Annotated in this window: 11 protein-coding genes and 2 pseudogenes; 6 read left to right on the top strand and 7 right to left on the bottom strand. The window is 50.7% G+C overall.

Annotated features, from left to right (window positions below; genetic code table 11):
* The first annotated feature begins 100 nt into the window (after positions 1-100).
* Positions 101-385, top strand: coding sequence for an SWIM zinc finger family protein (locus tag LIW51_RS24890; RefSeq protein WP_227378827.1), 285 nt, complete (start codon positions 101-103; stop codon positions 383-385).
* A 1,104-nt stretch (positions 386-1,489) separates the two neighbouring features.
* Positions 1,490-1,894, top strand: coding sequence for a nuclear transport factor 2 family protein (locus LIW51_RS24885; RefSeq protein WP_227378826.1), 405 nt, complete (start codon positions 1,490-1,492; stop codon positions 1,892-1,894).
* 352 nt (positions 1,895-2,246) lie between these two features.
* Here LIW51_RS24885 and LIW51_RS24880 read toward each other — a convergent pair whose 3' ends face one another.
* Together LIW51_RS24880 and LIW51_RS24875 are read right to left on the bottom strand one after the other, a co-directional pair.
* Positions 2,247-2,582, bottom strand: a complete 336-nt coding sequence (locus LIW51_RS24880; RefSeq protein WP_255767590.1) for a cupin domain-containing protein — start codon at positions 2,580-2,582, stop codon at positions 2,247-2,249.
* A 393-nt stretch (positions 2,583-2,975) separates the two neighbouring features.
* Positions 2,976-3,261: pseudogene (locus LIW51_RS24875) on the bottom strand (alpha/beta hydrolase fold domain-containing protein); the annotation flags it as partial.
* On the opposite strand from LIW51_RS24875, the pseudogene LIW51_RS24870 reads away from it, so the two are divergent.
* The 3 genes and pseudogenes from LIW51_RS24870 to LIW51_RS24860 form a co-directional block, all read left to right on the top strand.
* Positions 3,258-3,587, top strand: a pseudogene (locus LIW51_RS24870) (zinc ribbon domain-containing protein); the annotation flags it as partial. The pseudogenes LIW51_RS24875 and LIW51_RS24870 sit on opposite strands and share 4 nt — an antisense overlap.
* 254 nt (positions 3,588-3,841) lie before the next feature.
* Complete coding sequence (locus LIW51_RS24865) at positions 3,842-4,492, top strand: type I 3-dehydroquinate dehydratase (protein ID WP_255767589.1); 651 nt, start codon at positions 3,842-3,844, stop codon at positions 4,490-4,492.
* Positions 4,493-4,843: 351 nt separating this feature from the next.
* Positions 4,844-5,371 carry an amino acid-binding protein gene (locus LIW51_RS24860; protein WP_227378824.1) on the top strand — a complete coding sequence of 176 codons (528 nt, stop codon included), beginning with the start codon at positions 4,844-4,846 and terminating at the stop codon, positions 5,369-5,371.
* 189 nt (positions 5,372-5,560) lie between these two features.
* Here LIW51_RS24860 and LIW51_RS24855 read toward each other — a convergent pair whose 3' ends face one another.
* The 4 genes from LIW51_RS24855 to LIW51_RS24840 form a co-directional block, all read right to left on the bottom strand.
* Complete coding sequence (locus LIW51_RS24855) at positions 5,561-5,836, bottom strand: hypothetical protein (protein WP_227378823.1); 276 nt, start codon at positions 5,834-5,836, stop codon at positions 5,561-5,563.
* An 82-nt stretch (positions 5,837-5,918) separates the two neighbouring features.
* Positions 5,919-6,356, bottom strand: a complete 438-nt coding sequence (locus tag LIW51_RS24850; RefSeq protein ID WP_227378822.1) for a universal stress protein — start codon at positions 6,354-6,356, stop codon at positions 5,919-5,921.
* A gap of 668 nt (positions 6,357-7,024) precedes the next feature.
* Positions 7,025-8,506, bottom strand: a complete 1,482-nt coding sequence (locus LIW51_RS24845) for a tripartite tricarboxylate transporter permease (protein WP_227378821.1) — start codon at positions 8,504-8,506, stop codon at positions 7,025-7,027.
* Positions 8,506-9,021 (bottom strand): tripartite tricarboxylate transporter TctB family protein, encoded by a 516-nt coding sequence (locus LIW51_RS24840; protein WP_227378820.1) that lies wholly within the window; start codon positions 9,019-9,021, stop codon positions 8,506-8,508. Before LIW51_RS24840 ends, LIW51_RS24845 begins: the two co-directional genes overlap by 1 nt.
* A 208-nt stretch (positions 9,022-9,229) precedes the next feature.
* On the opposite strand from LIW51_RS24840, the gene LIW51_RS24835 reads away from it, so the two are divergent.
* Positions 9,230-9,904 (top strand): MBL fold metallo-hydrolase, encoded by a 675-nt coding sequence (locus LIW51_RS24835; protein ID WP_227378819.1) that lies wholly within the window; start codon positions 9,230-9,232, stop codon positions 9,902-9,904.
* Between the two features lie 321 nt (positions 9,905-10,225).
* Here LIW51_RS24835 and LIW51_RS24830 read toward each other — a convergent pair whose 3' ends face one another.
* On the bottom strand, positions 10,226-11,269 hold the full coding sequence (locus tag LIW51_RS24830; RefSeq protein WP_227378818.1) for a zinc-dependent alcohol dehydrogenase: 1,044 nt from the start codon (positions 11,267-11,269) through the stop codon (positions 10,226-10,228).
* Positions 11,270-11,399: the final 130 nt, after the last annotated feature.

Raw genomic sequence — 11,399 nt, 5'->3', positions numbered from 1 at the left:
CCAAAACGCGTATACTGGAACAGTTCTCCTTCGACGCGATATCCCTAGACTCGTCGACGTCACCAACGAGCGTCACGAGAATCCCGCAGACCACCAATACGTGGTCTCCATCAACGACATGGCCGGCGAGCTGATGGCCTGCATGTGCCCGCACCACATCCTCCGGAACGCCTTCTACAAGCACATGACTGCGGTCGAAACCTTGACGGACGACAGCACGCTGACGGCGTTCTCATCGGACGACGAGACGTACGAAGAGACTGAGACGGCAGAGTGCGGTTGTGACGGCCTCGACGGCTTCCCGTGCTGGCCGTGTGTGTGCAGGTCGGAAGGAACTGCCAGCCTAATCCCGGCTCTCTTTTCACATTTTCGCTACGCCAAATGAAACTTTCCGATGCGGCTGCTCAGCGAACGCTCACCGAGTGTGCGGATGCAGCAAACGAGAAAGACGACACACCGACAACCAAGCGGACCCTACCCAGTCGAGTATAACAGCACGCAGCCGACGTCGCGGCTGAGCACTTCCCGACTGAAATGGGACGCGTTTGAGCACCACGGCTAGGAGCAATTCAATGCGACCGTCCGCCATGAACTCATTCACGCCTGGCAGTATCACGAGTTCGGCGAAGCTAATCACGGAGCGACATTCACCCAACGGACCGACACCTTCGATACCTCGCAACACTGCGAACGCTTCACTACACCAAAGCGGTGGCTCGTCTGCGAGAACTGCGGCGGTCGCACTCCTCGATATCAACACTCAAAGACGGTTCGCAAGCCGGAACAGTACCGTTGTAGTGAGTGTGGTGGATCACTTCGTGTCGAGGAAGGCAACGGTCACTGACCGAACTTCGTTTAAGTAGTTCTCGCGACAGTGGGTAAGTACGAAGAAGATTTTCGCGGACTGCTGTGTTCTTCTTGAGGCTCTATTGTCGCTCCTGCTTTGGACTTTGAGCCTGTAGTGAGCTAGTAGATCATACTAACCTCTGTATTTCCGTTTTACCCTCTGGCTGGCGATTATCTATGACGCTTTGCTCAGTAGCGACGGTGTATGCCCTTATTCGATACGCCCACAGCGAGATTCAATCATCCTGGAGGAAACACGAAACGACGATATCGACGCTGATCGGCTTGCAACGCGAATGCTCGACAATGACGGAGACAAGTGGCTGATAATCGGCCTGACTGAGGTCGCAACGGCAGTATACACGTATGACCGATTAATGAACTCAATCACGCGAACGCCGATAGAGACTACTAGTTTAGATGGCAATGAGAGTCGGCACATCGACCGCAAACGGACAGAGAGGCAAGTGCTTGAATCGGTGCATCAACTTGGTGGAGTATTTTGATTGGGTTTATCCGCGATTCCGCTTCTACTCAGAGTGCCAAACCCACCCATCGTGTGTTGCCCTTATCCCCCTCGTGTCTGGTTGTATTACTGAACTGTTATCGTATTTCGGAGCGTCAGGTACTATGGGGACTTAATATGGCAGCCACAGCAACCGACAACGTCGAACTCGTCCGGGGAATCTACGACGCATTCAATCAGGGTGATCTCGACACTGTTCTGACCGGGATGGCCGACGATGTGATTTGGGTCGAACCTGAGGGGGATCCACTCTTTGGCGGCACCTACCGCACACCCGACGATGTGCGAACGCACGTGTTCCTCCCAGCGATCGAGGAGTACGACGACTTCACAGTCACCCCGGAGCGCTTCATCGACGGCGGTGACACCGTCGTCGTGGAAGGAATGTTCACGGGCACATCCAAAGCGGGGACACCGTTCAAACTCCCGTTCGCCCACGTGTGTGACGTGCAGGATGGGAAACTCACGCGGTTCACCAACTACGAGGATACCGCGCTTTCCCAACAGACGCGGGAAGCGTAGCCTCGCACGTACCTATTGCACCTATTTTTCGAGGATTCACCAGATAACAACCCGCGGACTCAATTTTCCACGTTTTACTCTCTCATCCTCATGCAACGCTTCAAGCCGCCGATGAGCGGACGGCCGCTCAATCCCAAGTGTATCCTCTACCTACCGAGCAGTCACCGCGAGAAACTCCGACTCGCGTATCACCTTAAGAATATCGTCGTCAGTCATCTCCTCTGTATACTGACCCGAGTATCGCACTCTCTCTCGTCTGTCATCGTAGCCGTCAGTTCACTATCCGTTGTTTGAACCTACCTGAAAGCTGGTTGATGGAATATTCAGTACGATGCGTTTTCTGGTGAACGCCTTAGAATGAATAGCGACCGGTCTCTGCTCCACAGACACCACAATAATAGACCAGCTCATTAGCCGTTGCCTCGGGCTCTACCGGCGTCCGTTCGCCACAGACTGGACACTCACGACGGAGATCCGTCGGTCCTTCTTCACGCGGTGCACCCAGTGCAAGCACTTTGAGCCGAGGATCCTCGTGATTCATCCCCTGCTGCCATTCACCTGGTGCAAATCGTATTAATTTGCCTTCATCAACTACTACATCGCCATCTTCGGTTTCAAATGTCGCAGTCCCTGCAATGACGTAGAACACCTCTTCCTGTTCATGGTGGCGGTGATAGCAGTCTCCGATGGTCTCGCCAGGTGGTACCTCGTAATAGTTGATCGCAATATTGCTTGTATCGAGTATCTCCGAGAGCAGGTGGAATACTTCCCCGCCGTTGCCTGGGAATCTTCGTTCCCTATGCGTGTTGTCTCCATTCGTTTGGCTCCTGTTGGTCTAGTTGAGTAGAGGCAGTTGGTGTGCAAATAGGTGAGGGTAGTATCCTAAAAGTGGTACACAGTTTCCTGTGAACTATTGATCAGACATGCTCGTACCAATCCTATTAGAACTAGCCTCCCAAATACCTAAATTTCGTGATTCTTCCGAGACGGCACAGAAACACAAACAGGCCGATCAGCTCTCCTTCGAGCTTCTCCATCGACGACTGGCCCGCCTCAACACCAACGGTGGGATGCTAAATCACTTGATACGCGATGTCAGGGCTGTCCTGCTCGGCGGCCATAAGCGACGTCACCGCCGCGAGGGTGCCACCCGCGCTATCACCAGCGATGGCCAACTCACCAGTCGAGGTAATTGCATCGGGTTAGCGGCCGCCCACTCTATTGCGCATAGGCGTCTTCAACCGCGGCCAGAAACGGATGCTCTGGAGCGAGCTGGTAGGCGACAGACAATACCGCACAGCCGCTTTCCGAGTTATCTGGCGACAAAGGTGGTCGTGGGTCGCTCTGTCCCCGAAGACGAATCCACCGCTTGTACGAGTGCACCGAGTACAAGGCCGAAGCAGAGGGGCTTGAAGTGGAGCAGATTAACCTGGCGTACACGAGTCAGCGATGCTCGAAATGCGGATTTACCCACGAGGAGAATAGGCCGAACACGAACGGTCAGGATGAGTTCGAGTGTCTGAAGTGCGGCTACGACGTTCATGCGGATTACAACGCGGCGAAGAATATCGGTCTGAAGTATCTCCGCGACCAGCAAAAGTCTGGGCGTAGAGGCGCACCCGTAGGCGTGCGCTTGAACAGCAGGATGGTGAATGTGAACGGCGGGTATTCGCCTACCGCTCTCAGCGGTTAGAACGGGAGTCCACGCTGAATGCCACGCCCTTCAGGGCGTGGTAGCTTACTGACGAGTTGTTCCAATACAGAGCTTACTTCTTTAATCGGTATTATATACCTTGATGACGACTCCACAGTCAACGTCGAACATTTTTATATCCCCAGTGAATAATTGTCACCATGAAACCGAACCGGTTCGCCCTCGCTGCAACAACAAACGACCTCACACAGGAGGAGCACGTGAGAGACGTAGCGGACATAATTGAGTTCCGAATGGACAAAGCGGAGGATCCGATTCGGCAACTTTCTAACTACGACGGGGAACTATCGATTCTCGCTACCAATAGAGCCCAATGGTTTGGCGGACAGGCACATGATACCGGGCGTTTGGATAAACTCTTCGCCGCATCGAAGTTCGACGCGGTGGAGATGGTCGACATTGAGCTGGAAACGGCTCGGGGGAGCGATTGGGTTCTCGATGATTTTCGTAAAAATGATGTCGAGAAAATTATCTCCTTTCATGCCTTCGAGGACACGCCCGATTTAGACACGTTGAATGCAATCTTCGAACAGTGCGCTCGGTTCGGTGATATCGCAAAGGTTGCAACGTATGCGGAGGACTACTCCGATTCGCTTCGCATGTTGGAGGCCGTGAATACCGCGACAAAGGACGGAATGCGGGTCGCTGGTATTTCGATGGGCGAGATTGGAAGTCATACTCGGGTCGTCGCACCGCTCTATGGCTCCAAACTTGGGTACGCACCCTTGGGGTCAGATACGAATGAATACGCACCAGGGCAAATATCCATCCATACGCTTGCGTCGATGATCAGTACACTCAACGCCACGGACGAAGAGCTAGCGAAAACACCTAGTGCAGCCGAAGACTTCGTACAGGCTCAAAGACGGGCGAGGATGGAGTAGCGGCAATTACCATCAAATCATCTGACCTCTACAGGTGTACAAAATCCAAGAAATCCACAAATAGTTCCGACTGATGAAGTGTGAATTTTTACGCTTTGTGATAGATATTCCTCCTATATGATGAGTTTTACTGCATATATTGTTGATTCTTTGGGTGTTGTAGAGAAAGGCTTTGAAATGGGGATAAATGAACATTATCCACAAAATGCCTCTAAACTTTGCTTTTCCTCAACCAAAGAGTGTATTGCTAGTTTCTGCGTGTGCCATCGGCGCGGGGGGAGAGATTAATATTAACGGCAGTTTGTGCTCCGACCAGTGATTACACATCCATCCACGTATAAGGGATAGACAATGAACGAGACCAAAGACGAAGTACATACTCATACAATTCGACTTGAGCTTGGGGACGAACCGGGGAAACTGCTTCAGGCTCTTCAACCGATTGCTGAAAATGGCGGAAATCTACTATCAATATTTCATGAACGAGGCAATATTACCCCTCGTGGCCATATTCCTGTCGAAGTAGACCTCGAAGCACCACCTGAACGCTACGACGATATCATCGCTTCATTACGTGATTCTGGGATAAATGTCGTTCAAGCTGGCACTGAGCGATATAGCACTTCAATCACAATTATCCTCTCTGGCCATCTTGTCGACACAGGTATTTCAGACACACTTCAGCGAATCCGTGAAGAAAGCAATACATCCATTATTGACATTTCTGTGTCTGCACCTGAAGGAACTAAGGATGTTTCTAGCGCCCGGCTCAAACTAGCAATAGCGGCTGGTGAAACTGAAGAAACAATGAATGTTGTTCGGTCAATTGCTGCAGAAAAAGATCTCCGTATTATAGAAACTCTTTCTCCTGGAGAGTAGTACAGTACGAATAGTAATACTCGGCCCCAAGATTGGCGAGTTATCATTTTCAAAGTGAATACTGAATGACAGTCATACTGCACCTATTTTTAGAAAACAGTGGGCAATCAGTTCAGCGACAGTTGAGATACCAGCCTTATTGAATACATAGGTTGTTTTGTCCGGATACTTAGAATCGTTGATGCTTTGTTAGCAATTGGGGAATTCAGCATTTTGTATATCGGCGAATTCTCGAGAAGGGGTGACTGATATTTTTATTTCTCTTATTGATGCCTCCTTGTAGTGTCCATCATCGTCTAATTCTGGAAACAGTTCCAGGAGGTCTCCTTCAATTGAAAGTATGATGTTATTCTCTGCAATTGAAGTTTCAACATGTTTTACTGAGACAGGTGTGTCTCTTGCTTTGGAAAGTTTTTTCTCGATATTGTCGCGGGTCTGTTGAGAGAGATCCTCGAACGTTTCCATAGTACAAAACAGGATGAAAGAAACATAAACCTACCAGCCCATGGCAATGAGATTCCTGTCCGAATAGCATTGCACCTTCAATTTATCCACTATGATTTTGGTCAATGCTAGAAACGACTGGACAGCTGGCGTTCAATAGAATTGATTGTGCAACGCTTCCAAACAGTACTTTCCCGGTACGTGAGCGCTTTCGGGGACTGACGACAATATATCTGGCATTCTGATCCTCAGCATAGCGAACGATCTCATCTGCTGGGTTTCCGAAAAGGCCAACCGTCTCATAGGGAACGTCTACGCCAGACACTGCTTTCTCTGCCATCTCAGCGGCCGCTGATCGGATTTGTTCTATGTCTTTTGAGTCCTCGGCCTGCGCGCTAGTAATACTTAAATCGAGGAACTCCGAACGAGTCAACGAATGAACAACGTGGATTTTATCGTCGAAAGCCTTTGCCAGCTTTACTGCTTCGTTGACAACGCGCGATGATCTCACAGATCGGTCGACTGCTGCAATAATCACCATACTTGTGGATTCTCTGTCGTGATTTAAATAGTTTTACTTCCGTTCTATCTACAGCGTCACGGTTTCTATACCCACTTAATCACAGAATTTGTTCGCTTTGAATAAAGCAGTCCTGACATAGTGCCATACCGGCCTTTTCACCGTTGTTGAAAAAGCAAGTGACAAACATCGAAATTGATTACATCCCTATATCTGTAATTCCTTTGCTTGTCGGGCAAACCTCGATAGTTTGGTTTCAATGTTGTTGAAGCCACTCAATCTAAGAAATTCACGTGGTGATGGGTCGATGAAACAGAGTAGACTCGAGCGGTTGAGAACATCACGAGGTTACAGGTGATTCTAAATAGTACGCTAGCTCGATAGAACATAGTTCAAGGCCGATCGTCGGAAAGGGGGCTTGCGTAATCTAGTGACGGAGATGGATGTTGGAACGGTATCCTGAAGTTCACCCTCTATTTGGTCATCCTGGATTACAACCCGACGTCAATTGCGAGAGGATAAATTTCATTGATAAATTTGGAAAAGACCAAGAACAGCTGGAGTAGCCTCTGTGGTATAAAGTGCGAACAATCATGTTGTGTAATCTGAGGGTAGAGATTCACAATTAGTGAAAATCCGAATGAGAACTACAGGGAACGACCGTTTCAAATCAAAATAGCCTGACTGTTCTAATTGCGAAGCGTCCGTACTATCGGCAGAAGTACTGTTGCCGCGCTCAACAGAAGGATAACTAGTGCGATGGGACTGGCGAGGAAGATATCGGCTGAGCCACTCGAAAGAGTAAGCGAACGACGCAGGTTTTCTTCTGCGATTGGCCCAAGAATCAACCCGAGAACCATCGGCGCAAGTGGGTACCCCCGGAGTCGCATCGCGTACCCAAGTACTCCTGAACCAAGCATTACCCATGCGTCGAAGAGATTTCCGCGGAGTGCGATTGCGCCGATCACACAGAGTAACAAGATGATTGGCCAAAGGAACTGCTTCGGGATATTGATTAGTTGTGCCCAGTAGTTGGCTCCGAGGAGGCCGAAAAGTAGGATGAAAACGTAGATGAGTAGGAATCCGACGAAAATAGTGTACAAGAGCACCGGTTGCTCTTGATACAGCCCCGGTCCGGGATTCACGTCATGAACTAATAGGGCACCAATGAGAATTGCAGAGACGGAGTCACCGGGAATACCCAGTGTCAGCGTCGGAATCAACGCGCCGCCGGTGCTTCCATTGTTGCCAGATTCGGCGGCAGCGACGCCTCGAATGTTGCCATCACCGAACGATGGGGTTGCATTCTTAAGCCAACGTGTCGCCTCGTTGTACGTAATGAATGCCGCGATGTCGCCACCAGCACCGGGAATCGCTCCGATAAATGCACCGAGAACACCTGACCCGGTACTTATCGGTGCAATCGCTCGTAGATCCGAAAGCGACGGTAACACCCCAGTTATCTCTTGGTCTACTTCTTCTTGATCCTCATCAATTCCTTGGGCATACTTTCGAAGTCCTTCGGCGATACCAAACAGTCCGATCATTACCGCAATGAACTCAACGCCGGTTAGGAGCACGGGGATGTCGAACGTGAACCGATGATACCCTGAGATCGGATCAATACCCACAGACGCGACTAACATTCCGAGAAGACCAGCAATCATTCCCTTGGTGAGCGAATCCCCGCTCACGTTGGCGATGATGGTCAGCCCGAATACAGCGAGTGCGAAGAATTCCGGTGATCGAAAGCGTAGTGCGGCGTTCGCGATTACGGGTGAGAAAAACATCAGCACAAGAACACTTATCACGCCGCCGACGAAGGAAGCAATCGTACTTACCTTGATTGCCCGTCCTGCCTCACCTTTCTGTGACAGCGGATATCCGTCGAAGATTGTCGCTGCTGCGGAGGGCGTACCGGGCGTGCGAATTAGGATCGCCGGAATCGATCCCGCGTAAACCGCACCGCCGTAAATGCCCAACAGTAGCATCATTCCGTGCGCCGGTTCCATCGTGAACGTAAATGACAGCAACACAGCGATCGTCATCGTTGCCGTCATGCCAGGGATCGACCCCATAAGAATCCCCAGTGAGATCCCTACGAGCATTAATCCAATAACGAACGGATTCATCACGTTCGCGAATCCTTGTATGATATATTCAAGCACCATCAGAGCATCACCACTAGTGGGAGTTGCGGGAGGAGTCTCGAAATAGGGATAATTCCTTCAGGCAGCCGCACCAAAAAGATGCGGCCAAAGACGTAGAATAACAGGATTGGGACACCGATCGAAAGGGTGATAAGAATCGGCTTAGAGCGGATATTCGAATAATGGAATAACACAAACAGGAACAATATCGAACCGACTAAAAACCCTAAAATCGGCATTAAGAGGACGTACGCTACGAGGAGGATTAGCACGACAGCCGGCAGTTTAAAGTCAAGTCCGGTCATCTCGAGTTCGGTCTTCGTCCCGCTCAAGATGTCGGCAGTCGCAAACACAATGATGCCTGCTGAGATGAGAATGGGAAAGAACCCAGGCCCAAGTAGTCCCCTCTTAGGAAACTTACTAGCGGTGTAGATGACCACGAGTGAGAACAGAATAAATACCACAGAAAGGGGACTTGACGAAAGTTTGTTTGTGGAATCTTGTTCAACCACGTCACCTAGCCACTGTTTGATCATGTGTGTCTCACACTCGTATTGGGCGATGACGAAAGACGGTTGTATAAATGTACTGGTTCAGCCGGTTAGTGCTATCACAATCGAACTCTAATACTGCGACTAACTCAAGCGAGTTGCACCACCGATTACGACCTCAGACACAATTACACTGCAAATGATAACACTATCGACGGTTTTAACTAGTGGAATTTCAAACTGGGAGTTGTATATGGGCGCCAGTAATGTACTTGAGGGAATCGACCAGATACAGTTCGAAAACGTACGCGTGTTCGTATTAGAGGATTTGCCGGAGGAGGGGCAGATTACACTGGTAGATACCGCGTTCGACGAAAACGGCGAGGAGCTCGTCGAAACGCTGCGGTCGGAATACGGAACCGTTGAACGCGTAATCCTTACCCACGGTGACCACGGTCATCATGGCGGTCTCGCCCATGTAGTGGAGGCGTTCTCACCTACGCTCGCGATGCCATCGGACGAGACAAAACTTTATACCCATCTTGAGGAGGAGGGTCTCGACATCGAGCCCGACGTCGCTTTCGAGGATGGAGACCTACTTGAGGGGAACATTCGGGTTATCCAAGTACCAGGACATACGGAGGGGACATCCGCCCTACTCCTGGAGGATCGAAATATCCTCATCTCCGGCGATTCGCTGGACGGTGCCGACCGTGGCGGATTACCGGCGGGCTACCTGCTTCCGCCACCGGCACTATTTAACGATAACCATGAGGATGCGGAGCTTAATCTCTACAATTTACTAGAATATGATTTCGATACGTTGCTTGTGTTCCACGGTTCACACGTCTTCGAGAACCCCAAGGAAAAACTCAATGACTACCTCGTGGAACGTGAGTGGAACGAGTGGGATCCGCGGACTGACTGATCGATAATAGCCAATGAACCCGTCGACGGCATTGCCGTCACAAGTCTCAGACAAACGAAACCACAGCCTATATTGGACGCATGCAGTACGAACGAGGAGCTGCCTCCTTTCAGAGCTCTAGTTTCGGTAGACGAACTACTCAACCATCTAGCTTGCAGTATCTGTCGTAGTTAAATTCGAGATTATCCTACGTCGAGTTCGACACTTGATGCAATCCTTCGTTCACGGTGGCGAGCGACAAGCGATGAATCGCGATTTGACTGGCCGGATAGACGGTTACTGAATTGTAGCATACAGCGACAAGCAATGAAACTTGTAACGTTACTCACGCAGAACCGAGATATCAAAGAGGGGTTTGCAGGTCTCGCCGGCCAAGAACGACTTGAAAGCGTCCTCAGAGTTGAGTAGACTAAATCGATCATCAAGGAACGTCTCATGGTCGACGTCTCCCGAGGCGATCAGCCGAAACGCGCTCTCGAAGTCCCGATACATCGCACTGTAGGAACATTGTAGGTCGACTTCTGCTCGAACTAGCGGTGTGTAGGACATCGTCGTCTCGCCAGTCTGCCCAACTAGAACAATCTGTCCCCCCTTTCGAACCTCCTCAGCGGCCATCGACAGGCCTGAGGGATGGCCGGTCGTATCGAAGACAACGTCGTAGCCAATCCCATCCGTAAACTCCTCACGGTATGCCTCTAAATCCGTTTCTTCGATGTTAATCGTCGGGAAGCCAAGTTTCTTTGCGAGCGGCAGTCGGTAGGTCGTGTCTGGGCTGACGCCAGCGACGGTGACCTCCGCACCTTGAGCGTCGGCGACTTGTGCGGTGAGGAGTCCAATTGGACCGGGGCCGGCGACAAGAACTCGATCGCCTGCGCTAACTCGGGAATTCTCCATGACTGCGCGGGTACAAACTGCAGTGGGTTCTGTGAGTGCGGCATGTCGTGGATCAACGTCGTTGGGAACCGTCTGAAGCGATCCCTCAGGAGCAGTAATATAGCCTGCGTACGCGCCATCGTGATCAATGCCAGTGAGTTCAGTATTCTGACAAATATTTTCCATTCCGATTTTGCACTGATAACACTCACCGCAGCCGTGAATGGGACGTTCGACGACGCGCTCGCTAGGAGAAAACCGCGTGACATCATCCCCAATCTCGACGATCTGCCCCGTGTACTCGTGACCGATAATCGTCGGGGGATTCATTCGTTCAAATGCTGGCTTGAACTCGTATATCCCGGCGTCACTCCCACAGAGCCCAGCGTATTCTACCTCGATTAACACCTCGTCCGACGCTGGCTCGGGGATTTCGACATCAATAAGCTTCATACTCCCAGACTCACGCCTGGTCTTGGCTAGCCCGCGCATATGTGAGAATTAAGGGTCATGCATTAGAATGTTTCGGGTCGGGGCAGGAGGTGCCGTCTAAAGAACGAGTGGAGATGGCACGTCCAAACCATTTCTGAGAGAAACATCGGAATTAGAAGAACAATGAACC

This window comes from Haladaptatus halobius, from assembly GCF_020618475.1.
In the GTDB taxonomy this organism is placed as follows: domain Archaea; phylum Halobacteriota; class Halobacteria; order Halobacteriales; family Haladaptataceae; genus Haladaptatus; species Haladaptatus halobius.
Note: the sequence above shows the minus strand (reverse complement) of the source record. Positions and strands in the feature narration are given on the sequence as shown.

Bases quoted from the DNA above. Each gene is read 5' to 3' on its own strand.
- LIW51_RS24830 (WP_227378818.1), bottom strand. From the start codon at position 11,269: ATGCGCGGGCTAGCCAAGACCAGGCGTGAGTCTGGGAGTATGAAGCTT.
- LIW51_RS24885 (WP_227378826.1), top strand. From the start codon at position 1,490: ATGGCAGCCACAGCAACCGACAACGTCGAACTCGTCCGGGGAATCTAC.
- LIW51_RS24835 (WP_227378819.1), top strand. From the start codon at position 9,230: ATGGGCGCCAGTAATGTACTTGAGGGAATCGACCAGATACAGTTCGAA.
- LIW51_RS24845 (WP_227378821.1), bottom strand. From the start codon at position 8,506: ATGGTGCTTGAATATATCATACAAGGATTCGCGAACGTGATGAATCCG.
- LIW51_RS24855 (WP_227378823.1), bottom strand. From the start codon at position 5,836: ATGGAAACGTTCGAGGATCTCTCTCAACAGACCCGCGACAATATCGAG.
- LIW51_RS24850 (WP_227378822.1), bottom strand. From the start codon at position 6,356: ATGGTGATTATTGCAGCAGTCGACCGATCTGTGAGATCATCGCGCGTT.
- LIW51_RS24840 (WP_227378820.1), bottom strand. From the start codon at position 9,021: ATGATCAAACAGTGGCTAGGTGACGTGGTTGAACAAGATTCCACAAAC.
- LIW51_RS24860 (WP_227378824.1), top strand. From the start codon at position 4,844: ATGAACGAGACCAAAGACGAAGTACATACTCATACAATTCGACTTGAG.
- LIW51_RS24865 (WP_255767589.1), top strand. From the start codon at position 3,842: ATGGACAAAGCGGAGGATCCGATTCGGCAACTTTCTAACTACGACGGG.